The following is a 13,205-nucleotide window of genomic DNA, read 5'->3' as shown; positions in this document are numbered from 1 at the left end:
GATTGTAAAAATATTATGGGTATTAAAAATAGTTAATGGGTATTCGGACTGTTAATGGTATTGGAGTGTCTTTTGAAGACGAAAAGGAAGCAATTGATCTATTTTCAAAAAATCCTTCCAAAAATGATGATGGTAATGGTGTTTTGATGAAAGTCATTGTTATTCAATGTGTTGGCGTGGGTTTATTTTGGCTTTGATATTTATCTGTAAACGTTGGTGACAAAAGCATTGTAATATTTGTGATCGAGCGCCTGTTTTATTTCTGATGCTGGTAAATATGTTTTTTAATTTTTATGAGGGGAGGAGGGGTATTGCCATGTGGGCAGATAGAAGAAGCTATTTACTGTTTTATTGATATTGGTCATAAATGCCACTCGTGCAATTAAGGGAGAGTGATAAATACATCAAATTTTTGGCATCTGGAGGTGGGTATAATTCAGCGCTAATTTTAATTACCCGCTTTCTTACGTCTTTGAATATTTAATCTGAGGATATAACGATGAGTAAAGGGAAGGTTTGGCTTGTAGGGGCAGGGCCTGGCGATGCGTCTTTAATTACGGTAAAAGGTCTGCACTGTATCCGCCATGCGGAGGTGATTGTTCACGATCGCCTGGTTAACCCTGAGCTTCTGGTTCAGGCTCCGGCAAGCTGTCTGATTATTGATGTCGGTAAAACCCCAAGTCATCATCCGGTACCTCAGGAACAAATCAATGCCTTGCTGGTCAAGCACGCCGGGGAAGGGCGGCAGGTGGTGCGTCTGAAAGGCGGTGACCCCTACGTTTTTGGCCGCGGGGGGGAAGAGGCCGAGCAGCTGGCAAAAGACGGCCTGGCGTTCGAAGTCGTGCCGGGGATCAGCTCCGCGATTGGCGGATTGGCCTATGCCGGGATCCCGGTCACGCACCGTCATTACGCCTCCAGTTTTCATATTGTGACCGGTCATATGTGCCAGGGGAACGACCCGCAAAACTGGCATGCGCTGGCGCAAATCAACGGAACGCTGATCGTTCTGATGGGAATGACCCGGCTGACGGAAATTTGCCAGCAGCTCATCGAGGGAGGCATGTCTGCCGGGACGCCGGTGGCGGTAGTGATGTATGCCAGCCAGTCTCGTCAGCAGATTGCCAAAGGTACGCTGACCGATATCCACCTCGAGGTTGAGCGTCAAAAACTGCATGCTCCTGCGCTGATTGTTGTCGGTGAGGTGGTCAACCTGCAGGAGATACTGGCGTTTTCTGCATCGCATATCGCGCTGAATCAGGTTGTTGTCTGATGTTATCCTGACATTTTCGAAATGGCCGAGTGAAACGAATGAGTGAGCATGGTGGTAATGTCCTGGAAACGGGGCTGCAGTTGGGGATCGCTCCCGAGTTGCTGTTGGATTTTAGCGCGAACATCAATCCGTTAGGCCTGCCCGAGCGCGTCAGGTCGCTCATTGTGTCCCATCTGGATATCATCACGCAGTACCCGGACGTTGAATACCGCCATCTTCATCAGGCGCTGGCCAGCGCCAGTCGGTGTGACTACGACCAGACGATTGCCGGGAATGGCGAAACGGAGCTGATCTATGGCCTGGTGCGAACGCTTGCCCCTCGCCGGGCGATGCTGCTGGTGCCGGGGTTTGCCGAATATCGCCGGGCATTACAGCAGCAGGGTTGCCAGATAATCGACTACGCGCTGAGTGAGCAGAACGGGTTCCAGGTGGATGCTTCTATACTGGACGCCGTTCGTGCGCACAGGCCCGATTGCCTGTTTATCGCAACGCCGAATAACCCTACCGGACTCATGCCTGATGCCGATCTTCTCGCCCGGCTGGCCTCGCTGTGCGAAACGCTGGAGATTTCGCTGATTGTGGATGAAGCGTTCATCGATTTTCTGCCGCAGGGCTCCACGCTGGTGCCACGGCTGGCTGAGTCACGCTATCTTTACCTGCTGCGTTCTCTGACCAAGTTTTTTGCTATTCCCGGGCTGCGCCTTGGGTATCTGCTCAGCGGAAATACGCATACTATTCGCCAGCTGAAACGCACCCGCGAGCCCTGGTCCGTGAATGCCTTCTCGGCGCTTGTGGGGCAACATTTGTTGCTGGATGAGGACTATATTTCTCGCAGCCACGCCTTTATCGCCCGGGAGCGGGATTTCCTGTGGCAGGCGATGACGCGCTTTTCCTCGCTGGCGGTCTGGGAGCCGCAGGCCAACTTTATTTTCTTCCGCTGCCTGCGTCAGGGTTTCGACCTGAAAGCGGCACTGCTTGGTCACCATATCCTTATTCGCCACTGCGAAAACTATCCCGGGCTCGATCGCGACTACTATCGGATTGCCGTGCGTACTGAAGCGGAGAACCGTCGGTTTATTGCCGCGCTGGCTGACGTTTTACAAGGCTAGGCGATGGACTATTTCCCGATTTTTTGCAACCTGAAGGGTAAGCTCTGCCTGATCGTCGGTGGCGGGCAGGTGGCGACGCATAAGGCAAAGGGGCTGCTGGCTGCCGGGGCTGAGCTGCGTCTGGTTGCGCCTACCCTGACGCCGGAACTCGGCAGCCTGCACGCGTGCGGTGACATCGAGTGGGTCCCGGCGACGTTTGCGCCGCAGTATCTGCAATCATGCTGGCTGGTCATTGCCGCAACCAGCGATCCGCAGGTGAACCGTCAGGTCGCCAGGGCCGCCAGCGCGGAGCGTCTGTTTTGCAATGTCACAGACGACCCTTCTGCTGCCACCTTTATCTCGCCGGCTATTATTGACCATTCGCCGATCATTATTGCGCTGAGCTGCGGGGGCAATGCGCCGGTGTACAGCAAGATCCTCAAAGCGCATGTCGCAGCCCATCTTCCTCCGGGCATGCGGGAAATCGTGCGGCTGGCGGGGGTGCTGCGTGAAAGGGTAAATAGCGCGTGCAGTGATCGGGAGCGCAAGCGTGCATTTTGGGACGCGTTTTTCCGGCATGTTCCGCTGCAACAGGCTTTAGCGCAGGAACACGAGCAAGAGGTTAAGCAGCAGGTCGAGTGGCTCATTCAGCACAAGTTGCTGTCAGAGTAGCGTCACGCCGCCTTTTACCATCCGCAGCAGGTGTTGTTCAGGCCAGTGGCGGGTGAGCTGTTTTTTCGCTAACAGCCATTTCACATAATCGACATCGTCTTTATTTCTGTCCAGCATCAACCCCACGACGCTGCCGCTGTGCGCCACGTTCACCCCGTAGATGCCGCACTCCTCCACCAGTGAGAGCAGTGCGTCAAAATCCGGTTTAGGCAACAGCGTCTGGCTGGCGATGGCGCTGAGGGTTGCCGCTTCTCCCATCCGGTAAGGGTTTTGCGTCATACAGGATTCCTGTACTTTTTCCCAAGCACGCTTCAGCGCTGGCGCACCGGCATGTAACCCCGCCTGACGCGGGATGCGGTGGTAATCGGCCGTGCGCAGCGTTTGCGGACTTTCGAGAACAAGCAGATCGAGATTGGGCTGGGCGTCGCAGGCAATCTGCGTGGAGGCGTCGTTATGATCGAAAAGGGTCAACTGGCGAAACACGGTACTGTCGGTGGGTTCGAGCGAAACGCAAAGCGTTGCCAGCGTGCTTTCGTCAAGCTGATGCCCCAGATGGTGGGCGGTGGCGACGGCGGTGGCGGCAATATCTGCGGTGCTGCTGGCCATCCCTTTGGCAATCGGGATGGTCGAATGCACATCAATGCGGATATCCTGGCTCAACTGCGCCGGGTAGTGCCAGTGCTGCAATAACCGCTCGACCATCGCGCGCGACAGCGGGCGTTCATCCGCCTGGGCTGAGCCGTAGCTCACCTCAACCGTGCTGTACCATTCGACAGGGCAGGAGACCAGTTTCTCACTGCCCAAAATCCAGCCCTGGATAAGCTCACCGCATGACGCGGGGCATTGCGCAACAGCCACGTTTCCACCTTTCTGGTCTGCAAATTCTGAAGCATAGTGTCATGAGGATATCCCTCGTACCTTGATATACCGCAAATTCCCGCCTGGATAATCTACATATTATTCTGCGATTCTGCTGAATACGTAACGCATCAATAAAGCCACACGAACTTACGTTGAATAGCAATATTATGTGATAGCCAGGTTTTAATGCCTTAATGAATTTTGATCACGATAAAATGAAAAAATATCAAGTGGTGCAATAACTTGTCATAGCGCAATAAATATTGAGATTTTAAGCGTAATTATCTTTGCTTTTAATTTTTTGTGATAAAACGTTGAGTTATTGAGGAAGGCGTCAATTATTCTGGCGCCACATTTTACTCAGCGTGTATTTCATTACGGTTAAGTATTTGCCTAAGATGAAGTGAAACACCGTAAATAGCATTGCTGTTTTATAACGCGCTATTTTCTCATTATGTAAGCCGACCGGTTTGCCACATTTGTGGTAGGGAAGGGGGTGATAATCCCCCGCAGCCCCCGCTGCTGTGATGCTGACGACCCCGTAATGACCACTGATCGTGAGATTGGGAAGGACGGGCGAGGAGGACGCTAAGCCAGAAGACCTGCCTGTCGGGAACGTTCAACAACTTCGGTGGGAAGTGGGTTGTACTGATGCATCATACAGTCGAAAGACTGGGGTTACGTGTATCTATACCTCCCGACCACCCTGGACAGGATCAGGGCCATGGCGGCAAAGCAGTACGCGTTTGTTCTTGCAGGTACCGGAAGCGGGTGTGGTAAAACCACGGTGACGCTAGGCCTGTTGAGTCTGTTAAAACAGCGTGGGTTAAGCGTCCAGCCATATAAAGTGGGCCCTGACTATCTTGATACCGGCTGGCATACCAAAGTCAGCGGTACATCCTCCCGCAACCTCGACAGCTTCATGCTTCCTGAGCCGATACTCAACGCGCTGTTCTGCGAGCATATGCAGCAGGCGGATATCGCGGTGATTGAAGGTGTGATGGGGCTGTATGACGGCTACGGCACCGACCCGAACTATTGCAGCACCGCCGCGATGGCAAAACAGCTGGGCTGCCCGGTGATTCTGCTGGTGGATGGCAAGGCGGTCTCGACTTCAATTGCCGCCACGGTAATGGGCTTTCAGCGATTTGATCCCACCCTCAATATTGCCGGGGTGATTGTCAATCGCGTCAACAGCGAATCACATTATCAGTTGCTCAAAACGGCAATTGAACACTACTGCACGGTACCCGTTCTGGGTTATGTCCCCCGCGTTGAAGGCGTCGGTTTGCCCGAGCGCCATCTGGGACTGGTCACCGCCCGGGAGTCGGTCGCGGACCTGCAGACCTGGCAGAATTTTTCCGCCATTCTCGAACGTACGCTGGACATCGGGCAACTTCTCTCGCTCAGCCAGATGGCGTCGCTGCCGCAGGGCTCCTGGCCCGCGCTCCCTGACGGGGACGCCGGGCGCGGGTTGACGCTCGCGATGGCCGATGACGAGGCCTTCAACTTCTATTACGCGGATAACATCACGCTGCTCGAACGTACCGGGGTCGACATTATCCACTTTAGCCCGCTGCGCGATACCCATTTACCTGACTGCCAGATGGTCTGGCTTGGGGGCGGTTACCCGGAGCTGTACGCGGCACGGCTTGCGGAAAATACCACGATGCTGGCCAGCCTGCGGGAGGCGCACCGGCGAGGCGTAGCGATTTACGCCGAATGTGGTGGGCTGATGTATCTCGGCAGCACGCTCGAAGATAGGGAGGGGGCCACGCACCGGATGGCCAATGTTATCCCTGGCCACAGCAGGATGGGTAAACGGCTGACCCGTTTTGGCTATTGTGAGGCGCAGGCGCGCCAGCCCACGCTGCTGGCCGATAGCGGAGAGGTGCTGCGTGGGCATGAATTTCACTATTCCGACTTCTCTCCCCAAACCCCCGCGGTACTGGCGTGTCGCAAAGTACGCGATGGCGTAACGATGCAGGAGTGGGCGGGCGGCTGGCAGGTTGGCAACACGTTCGCAAGCTATCTGCACCTCCACTTTGCCCAACGCCCCATGATGCTCAACCGCTGGCTGACGGCGGCGAGGGGGGCGCTATGACCCTGCTGGCCTGGTGCGTCGCGTGGCTGCTCGATGTCATCATCGGCGACCCGCAAAACTGGCCGCATCCGGTGCGCTGGATAGGCAACCTGATCAATGCGATGCAGCGGAGTATTCGCCGCTGCTGTCATAGCGACACGGCGCTACGCGTTGGCGGCGGCGTCATGTGGCTGGCGGTAGTGGGGCTGACCTGGGGCATATCCTGGGGTGTGCTGGCGCTCGGACGGATGGTTCATCCCTGGCTGGGCTGGGCGATTGAAGTGTGGATGATGTTTACCGTGCTGGCCGGGCGCTGTCTGGCAAACGCTGCACGGGACGTTGAACGTCCTCTGCGAGCGGGCGACCTTGATGAAAGCCGCGAAAAACTCTCCTGGATAGTGGGACGCGATACGTCTCAACTTCAGCCGGAACAGATCAACCGGGCGGTGGTGGAGACCGTCGCGGAGAACACGGTCGATGGCGTTATCGCCCCACTGTTTTTCCTCATGCTGGGCGGTGCGCCACTGGCGATGGCCTATAAGGCGGTGAATACCCTCGATTCAATGGTGGGCTACAAGCACGAAAAATACCGTGCGATCGGCATGGTCAGCGCCCGTATGGATGACCTGGCGAACTATATCCCCGCTCGTCTGAGCTGGCTTCTGTTGAGCATCGCGGCGTGGCTATGCCGTGACGATTTCTCCCGTGCGCTGCGCGTCGGCTGGCGCGACCGCTACAACCACAGCAGCCCCAACTGCGCGTGGGCAGAAGCGACGGTCGCCGGCGCGCTGGGCATCCGGCTTGGCGGACCCAATGACTATTTTGGCCAGCGCGTAGAAAAGCCGTGGATTGGCGACGCGCAGCGCCCGATTGCGGTAGACGACATTTCCCGAACGATTCGACTGATGTGGGTTTCCTCCACCCTGGCGCTGGCGCTGTTTATCGCAGCACGCTGGTTGATGGTTGGCGTGGCCTGAGGACAAGAGACAATGCAATACATCCAGCAACCCCAGGCGATTGAAGCCAAAAGTTTCGACATCATTGGCGAAATCATTCGCGAAACGCGGCCGGAATACCGGTTTGCCAGCCCGCTGCATGAGGCGATCGTCAAGCGGGTGATCCATACCACCGCAGATTTTGACTGGCTGGATATTCTCTGGTTTTCAGATGATGCGCTGGAACAGCTTTGCGCGGCGCTCCGTCGCCCGTCAGTTATCTATACCGATACCACGATGGCGCTCTCCGGGATCAACAAAACGCTGCTGGCGACATTCGGGGGTGAATGTCGCTGCTATATCAGCGACCCGCGGGTGGTGGCGCAGGCAAAAGCGCAGGGAATAACCCGCTCGATGGCGGCGGTGGATATCGCGGTGACGGAAGAGAGCGAGAAGGTCTTCGTCTTTGGCAATGCGCCAACGGCGCTGTTTCGCCTGCTTGAGCATGATGTTGCCGTCAGCGGCGTGGTGGGTGTTCCGGTGGGGTTTGTGGGAGCGGCGGAATCGAAAGAGGCGCTGACGCACAGCAATTTGCCCGCGATTGCGGCTCTTGGGCGCAAAGGCGGCAGCAATGTGGCGGCGGCGATTGTGAACGCCATGCTCTATTACCTGCAGGGGGCGCGATGAGCGATTCAACCTTCGATGCCCCGGTATGGCATAACGGGAAGGCGTTACGTAAAGGCTACACCACCGGTTCCTGCGCGACCGCGGCAGCGAAAGTCGCCGCACTGATGGTGCTGCGCCAGCATCTTATTCATCAGATCTCCATTGTGACCCCCTCCGGCGTCACGCTATGTCTGAACGTGGAGTCGCCGCACATTGAAGGTCAGCAGGCGATTGCGGCCATCCGCAAAGACGGGGGGGATGACGTCGACGCCACACACGGCATGCTGATTTTCGCCCGCGTGACGCTCAACGACAGTGGCGAGATTACGCTTTCGGGTGGCGAAGGCGTGGGGACCGTCACGCGTAAAGGCATTGGCCTGCCCATCGGCAGTGCGGCGATCAACCGCACGCCGCGTCACACCATTGAGTCCGCAGTGCGCGAGGCGATTGGTCCGACGCGTGGGGCTGACGTTGAAATCTTTGCGCCTGAAGGCGAAGCGCGGGCGCAGAAAACCTACAACTCACGCCTCGGGATCCTGGGCGGGATTTCGATCATCGGCACCACCGGTATTGTCACACCGATGTCAGAGGAGAGCTGGAAACGCTCGCTCTCTCTGGAGCTGGAGATTAAACGCGCGGCGGGGCTGGAACGGGTCGTGCTGGTGCCGGGCAATCATGGCGAGCGTTTTGTCCGCGAGCAGATGGGCATTGATGAAGATGTCGTGGTCACCATGAGCAACTTTGTCGGCTACATGATCGAAGAGGCGGTGCGGTTGGGGTTTCGCCAGATAGTGCTGGTTGGCCATCCCGGCAAACTCATCAAAATTGCCGCCGGGATTTTCCACACCCACAGCCATATCGCCGATGCGCGCATGGAAACGCTGGTGGCGCATCTGGCGCTGCTCGGCGCGCCGCTGGAGTTACTGACCCTCGTCAGCGATTGCGATACCACCGAGGCGGCGATGGAGCATATCGAAACCTGGGGTTTTCAGCCTATTTACGGCCACCTCGCTAAACGTATCTGCCTGCGCGTGATGCAGATGTTGCGCTTTACCAAAACTCCGCCGACCTGTGACGCCATTCTGTTTTCCTTTGATAACCAGGTGCTGGGTAGCAACCGCCCGGTCGAGGCGATTGCCCGGGAGCTGCAATGTTAACGGTCGTGGGAATGGGGCCTGCGGGATTGCATCTGATGACGCCCGCTGCGCGTGAAGCCATTGAGTGTGCCGATGCGCTGGTCGGCGGAAAACGTCATCTGCTGCAGTTCCCGGCGTTTTGCGGCGAGACGTTTGTCCCGGGCGCTAACATTCCGGCGCTGCTGGCCTGGATAGAGGCGCGTCAGGCGAAAAAGGTGGTGATTGTCGCCTCCGGCGATCCGCTGTTTTACGGTATCGGAACGCGAATGGTGGCGCATTTCGGTATTGCGCGCGTGCGCATTATTCCCGGCATCAGCGCGGTGCAGTACCTGTGTGCGCAGGCGGGCATTGATATGAATGAGATGTGGCTCACCAGCAGCCATGGTCGCAGCGTAAATGTTGATGAGCTTGCACGGCATCGCAAAGTGGCGATGGTCACCGATAGCCAGTGCGGGCCGAAAGAGATTGCCGCGCAGCTGGTGGCACGCGGTAAGGGCCATCGCTGGATGGTGATTGGTGAAAACCTGGCAATGGAAAACGAACGGATCCACTGGCTGCCCGTCAGTGAGGTCAGTGCCGACTATGAAATGAATGCAGTGGTGATCCTCGATGAAAGATGAACTGTTTTTGCGCGGCGAAACGGTGCCGATGACCAAAGAGGCGGTACGCGCCCTTGCCATCGCAAAGCTTGCGTTGCACCGCGCCAGCCACCTGATTGATGTCGGCGCGGGGACCGGAAGTGTGTCGATAGAGGCGGCGCTGCAGTTTCCCTCGCTGCGCGTGACGGCCATTGAACGTAACCCTGCGGCTCTGCAGCTGCTTGCAGAAAATCGCCAGCATTTTGCCTGTCACAATATCGCTATTTTGCCGGGCGTAGCGCCGTTGCCGGTGGCGGATAAGGCCGATGCGGTATTTATGGGCGGCAGCGGTGGCCATCTGACATCGCTTATTGACTGGTCCATGCGCCAGCTACATCCGGGCGGACGTCTGGTGATGACGTTTATCCTGATGGAAAACCTCAATACCGCGCTGGCCCATCTGCAGCAGATCGGCGCGCAGGACATTGATTGCCTGCAAATGCAGGTCTCCGCACTGGCCCCGCTTGGCAGTGGCCACTATTTCAAACCGAACAATCCCGTTTTTGTTATCGCCTGTCAGAAGGAAGAACACCATGTCTGAGACGTTTGATTCCCGTTGCGTGTGGTTTGTCGGTGCTGGTCCCGGCGATCGAGAGCTCATTACGCTCAAGGGATACCGGCTGCTGCAGCAGGCGCAGGTGGTCATCTATGCCGGCTCGCTTATCAATACCGAACTGTTGGCCTATTGCCCACAGGGAGCCGAATGCCACGACAGCGCGGAACTCCATTTAGAACAGATAATCGACCTGATGGCGGCGGGCGTAATGGCCGGAAAAACGGTGGTGCGTTTACAGACCGGTGATGTCTCCCTCTACGGCTCCGTCCGGGAACAGGGTGAAGAGTTGACCAAACGCGGAATCGCCTGGCAGGTGGTGCCCGGCGTCAGCGCCTTCCTCGGCGCTGCGGCGGAGCTTGGGGTGGAGTACACCGTGCCTGAAGTCTCGCAGAGCCTGATTATTACCCGCCTCGAAGGTCGTACGCCGGTGCCGGCGCGTGAACAGCTGGAGTCATTTGCCAGCCATCAGACCTCAATGGCGATTTATCTTTCGGTCCAGCGTATTCATCGGGTGGCGGAACGCCTGATTGAAGGCGGTTATCCAGACACCACGCCCGTTGCCGTCATTTATAAAGCGACCTGGCCGGAAAGCCAGACCGTACGCGGCACGCTGGCGGACATCGCCGACAAGGTACGCGAGGCGGGGATCCGCAAAACGGCGCTCATTCTGGTCGGGAAATTCCTGGGCGAGGAGTATCACTACTCAAAACTCTATGCCGCGGATTTTAGCCATGAATACCGTAAAGCCTGAGTCCATCGCGCTTTTTTGCCTGACCCCGGGCGGCGTGTGGCTGGCGAAGCGGCTGGCGGCGATGCTGCCGGTAACCTGCTTTACCAGCGAGCGTTTGCAGGAAGAGGGCTTTGTTCCCTTCGACGGCGGCTTTGCCCCGGCGGTTCGCGAGGCGTTCACGCACTACCCGTCGCTGATTTTTATCGGCGCAACCGGCATTGCGGTGCGCGTCCTGGCACCGTTAATCCACGACAAACTGAGCGACCCGGCGGTGGTGGTGATCGATGAACGCGGGCAGCACGTGATTAGCCTGCTTTCCGGCCATGCTGGTGGTGCGAATGCGTTAACCCGCCACCTGGCGGGAATACTGGGGGCTGACCCGGTGATTACCACCGCCACGGACGTCAACGAGATGGCCGCGCTGGATACCCTTGCTTTCCAGCTGAATGCCCGAATGAGCGATTTCCGAACGACGGTAAAAATCGTCAACCAGATGCTGGTGAGCCACCAGCGGGTAGGGCTGTGGTGGGATGCGGAACTCGATGACGACGTCAGTCGGTGCGATCGGCGCGGGTTTATCACCGTGAGCGACCTGCAGCACCTGCCGGAACTGGATGCGCTGGTGTGTATTACGCTGCGAAACACGCTGCCGGAACTGCCATTGCCGCACTGGAAGCTGGTCCCTCAGCGGGTCGTGGCGGGCATCGGCTGTCGACGCGACACGCCGTTTCCGCTGCTGGCGACGCTGCTGGCGCGTCAGCTTGAGGCGCAACGGTTCGACCCGCTGGCCCTAAAAGCGATTGGCAGCGTCTCCCTTAAAAAAGACGAAGCGGGTCTGCTCCAGCTTGCCGCCTGCTGGGGTGTGCCGTTTGAAACCTTTACCGCTGACGCGCTGCGTGAGCACGAACATCGCTTTCCGGCCTCACCGTTTGTACGCCAGACGGTTGGAGTGGGAAGCGTCTCGGGACCGGCAGCGTTGCTGCTGAGCCATGGGCAACTACGAGGCGAAACCCTGCGCGAACAGGGCGTCACTATCACTTTGGGAGTTTCACACTGATGTTAACCGTAATTGGAATCGGCCCAGGCTCGCAGGCCATGATGACCATGGAAGCCGTAGACGCGCTGCAGGCGGCAGAAATCATCGTTGGCTACAAAACCTATACCCATCTGGTGAAGGCCTTCACCGGCGACAAACAGGTGATCAAAACCGGTATGTGCAAAGAGATTGAACGCTGTCAGGCGGCGATCGAGTTGGCGCAGGCCGGGCATAACGTCGCGCTTATCAGCAGCGGCGACGCCGGTATTTATGGGATGGCGGGGCTGGTGCTGGAGTTGGTCAGCAAACAGAAGCTGGACGTTGAGGTTCGCCTGATCCCCGGAATGACGGCCAGTATCGCCGCCGCATCTCTGCTTGGCGCACCGCTGATGCACGATTTTTGCCACATCAGCTTAAGCGATCTGCTGACGCCGTGGCCGGTCATCGAAAAACGTATTGTCGCCGCGGGAGAAGCGGACTTCGTCATCTGTTTCTATAACCCGCGCAGCCGGGGGCGCGAGGGCCATCTGGCACGGGCGTTTGAGCTGCTGTCCGCCAGCAAAAGCCCGCAAACGCCGGTAGGGGTAGTGAAGTCTGCCGGGCGTAAAAAGCAGGAGAAGTGGCTGACCACCCTGGGCGACATGGACTTTGAACCGGTCGATATGACAAGCCTGGTGATCGTCGGAAATAAAGCCACCTTCGTTCAGGAGGGGCTGATGATCACCCCCCGGGGCTATGTGCTGTGAACTATGGCGACGTGTTGGTCATGGGCGGCACCAGCGATGCCCGCGCGATCTGCCAGCAACTGGATGCGGCGGGCGTGGCCTACACCCTGTCGGTGGCGACGCCCACCGGGCAGAGGCTGGCGGGAGACATTAACGGTCAGGTGCGCTGTGGCCGCCTGGAGCCACAACAGATGGTTGACTGGCTGGCGGAAAACAGGACCCGCTGGGTGATTGACGCTTCGCATCCCTACGCTGAGGTGCTCAGCCGCAACATCCTGACGGCCTGTGAAACGGTGGGCGTGTTACTTAGCCGCTATCAGCGCCCCGAACAACTCAGCGAGCTGACGCATCCGCTGCTCTACAGCGTGCCGGGAATTGAAGAGGCCTGCGACATCGCGCGGCGGCTGGGCGAACGGGTGCTGTTGACCACCGGCAGTAAAGATCTGGCGCGCTGGCGCGCAGGTCTGCCGGAGAAAACGCTGATGGCCCGGGTTTTGCCAGTGCCGGAGGTCATCGAGCAATGCGCCGGACTTGGCTTTGGCGTTACCGAGATCTTTGCTATGTGCGGGCCCTTCAGCGCTGAATTTAACGCGGCGTTTTATCGCCAGTGCCGGGCTGACGTGATGATAACCAAAGCCTCCGGCGCAGAAGGTGGCTATCAGGAGAAGGTTCAACCCTGTCTGGATGCGGGCATCCCCTGCATCGTGATTACACGCCCGGCACCGCTGGTGACGGGAGAGGAATTACTGGAAAGTCAGGCCGCATTCGCCGGGCGTTTAGCGCGCTGGCTGGCCGCTGCTTAAGGAGTT

The 13,205-nt window shown here is 57.8% G+C and carries 15 protein-coding genes and 1 riboswitch; of the genes, 14 read left to right on the top strand and 1 reads right to left on the bottom strand.

Annotated features, from left to right (window positions below; translation table 11 throughout):
- The first annotated feature begins 65 nt into the window (after positions 1-65).
- The 4 genes from JGF26_RS22485 to JGF26_RS02140 all read left to right on the top strand — a co-directional run bounded on the left by JGF26_RS22485 (position 66) and on the right by JGF26_RS02140 (position 3,030).
- Positions 66-197 (top strand): hypothetical protein, encoded by a 132-nt coding sequence (locus tag JGF26_RS22485; RefSeq protein WP_255660306.1) that lies wholly within the window; start codon positions 66-68, stop codon positions 195-197.
- Positions 198-499: 302 nt separating this feature from the next.
- Complete coding sequence (gene cobA, locus JGF26_RS02150; protein WP_134707489.1) at positions 500-1,270, top strand: uroporphyrinogen-III C-methyltransferase; 771 nt, start codon at positions 500-502, stop codon at positions 1,268-1,270.
- Between the two features lie 38 nt (positions 1,271-1,308).
- Positions 1,309-2,379 carry a threonine-phosphate decarboxylase CobD gene (gene cobD / locus JGF26_RS02145; RefSeq protein WP_134707490.1) on the top strand — a complete coding sequence of 357 codons (1,071 nt, stop codon included), beginning with the start codon at positions 1,309-1,311 and terminating at the stop codon, positions 2,377-2,379.
- A 3-nt stretch (positions 2,380-2,382) separates the two neighbouring features.
- On the top strand, positions 2,383-3,030 hold the full coding sequence (locus JGF26_RS02140) for a bifunctional precorrin-2 dehydrogenase/sirohydrochlorin ferrochelatase (protein WP_134707491.1): 648 nt from the start codon (positions 2,383-2,385) through the stop codon (positions 3,028-3,030).
- On the opposite strand, the gene JGF26_RS02135 is transcribed toward JGF26_RS02140, so the two are convergent.
- On the bottom strand, positions 3,022-3,888 hold the full coding sequence (locus JGF26_RS02135; RefSeq protein ID WP_134707492.1) for an L-threonine kinase: 867 nt from the start codon (positions 3,886-3,888) through the stop codon (positions 3,022-3,024). The genes JGF26_RS02140 and JGF26_RS02135 overlap by 9 nt on opposite strands.
- A 452-nt stretch (positions 3,889-4,340) precedes the next feature.
- A riboswitch (cobalamin riboswitch) is annotated at positions 4,341-4,516 on the top strand.
- Between the two features lie 99 nt (positions 4,517-4,615).
- Here JGF26_RS02135 and JGF26_RS02130 point away from each other — a divergent pair.
- The 10 genes from JGF26_RS02130 to JGF26_RS02085 are packed head-to-tail and all read left to right on the top strand — an operon-like array spanning position 4,616 to position 13,199.
- Positions 4,616-5,995 (top strand): cobyrinate a,c-diamide synthase, encoded by a 1,380-nt coding sequence (locus JGF26_RS02130; protein WP_134707493.1) that lies wholly within the window; start codon positions 4,616-4,618, stop codon positions 5,993-5,995.
- Positions 5,992-6,951, top strand: a complete 960-nt coding sequence (gene cbiB, locus JGF26_RS02125; protein ID WP_134707494.1) for an adenosylcobinamide-phosphate synthase CbiB — start codon at positions 5,992-5,994, stop codon at positions 6,949-6,951. The genes JGF26_RS02130 and cbiB overlap by 4 nt, the downstream gene beginning before the upstream one ends.
- Before the next feature lie 12 nt (positions 6,952-6,963).
- Positions 6,964-7,596 (top strand): cobalt-precorrin-8 methylmutase, encoded by a 633-nt coding sequence (locus JGF26_RS02120; RefSeq protein ID WP_049008368.1) that lies wholly within the window; start codon positions 6,964-6,966, stop codon positions 7,594-7,596.
- Positions 7,593-8,732: a cobalt-precorrin-5B (C(1))-methyltransferase CbiD gene (cbiD, locus tag JGF26_RS02115; RefSeq protein ID WP_108090301.1), complete on the top strand. Its 1,140-nt coding sequence runs from the start codon at positions 7,593-7,595 to the stop codon at positions 8,730-8,732. The genes JGF26_RS02120 and cbiD overlap by 4 nt, the downstream gene beginning before the upstream one ends.
- The gene (locus JGF26_RS02110; RefSeq protein ID WP_134707495.1) at positions 8,726-9,331 is read left to right on the top strand and encodes a cobalt-precorrin-7 (C(5))-methyltransferase; all 606 of its coding nucleotides are present in this window, start codon (positions 8,726-8,728) and stop codon (positions 9,329-9,331) included. The genes cbiD and JGF26_RS02110 overlap by 7 nt, the downstream gene beginning before the upstream one ends.
- Complete coding sequence (locus tag JGF26_RS02105; RefSeq protein ID WP_134707496.1) at positions 9,321-9,890, top strand: decarboxylating cobalt-precorrin-6B (C(15))-methyltransferase; 570 nt, start codon at positions 9,321-9,323, stop codon at positions 9,888-9,890. The genes JGF26_RS02110 and JGF26_RS02105 overlap by 11 nt, the downstream gene beginning before the upstream one ends.
- Complete coding sequence (locus JGF26_RS02100; protein WP_134707497.1) at positions 9,883-10,656, top strand: cobalt-precorrin-4 methyltransferase; 774 nt, start codon at positions 9,883-9,885, stop codon at positions 10,654-10,656. Before JGF26_RS02105 ends, JGF26_RS02100 begins: the two co-directional genes overlap by 8 nt.
- A complete protein-coding gene (cbiG, locus tag JGF26_RS02095) occupies positions 10,637-11,692 on the top strand; it encodes a cobalt-precorrin 5A hydrolase (protein WP_134707498.1) in 1,056 nt (351 codons plus the stop codon). The genes JGF26_RS02100 and cbiG overlap by 20 nt, the downstream gene beginning before the upstream one ends.
- On the top strand, positions 11,692-12,417 hold the full coding sequence (locus JGF26_RS02090; protein WP_028019172.1) for a precorrin-3B C(17)-methyltransferase: 726 nt from the start codon (positions 11,692-11,694) through the stop codon (positions 12,415-12,417). The genes cbiG and JGF26_RS02090 overlap by 1 nt, the downstream gene beginning before the upstream one ends.
- A complete protein-coding gene (locus JGF26_RS02085) occupies positions 12,414-13,199 on the top strand; it encodes a cobalt-precorrin-6A reductase (protein WP_134707499.1) in 786 nt (261 codons plus the stop codon). The genes JGF26_RS02090 and JGF26_RS02085 overlap by 4 nt, the downstream gene beginning before the upstream one ends.
- The last annotated feature ends 6 nt before the right edge of the window (positions 13,200-13,205 follow it).

This window comes from Enterobacter sp. E1 (genome assembly GCF_016809815.1).
Taxonomy (GTDB): Bacteria; Pseudomonadota; Gammaproteobacteria; order Enterobacterales; family Enterobacteriaceae; genus Enterobacter; species Enterobacter adelaidei.
This window is presented reverse-complemented; position numbering and strand designations above follow the sequence as displayed.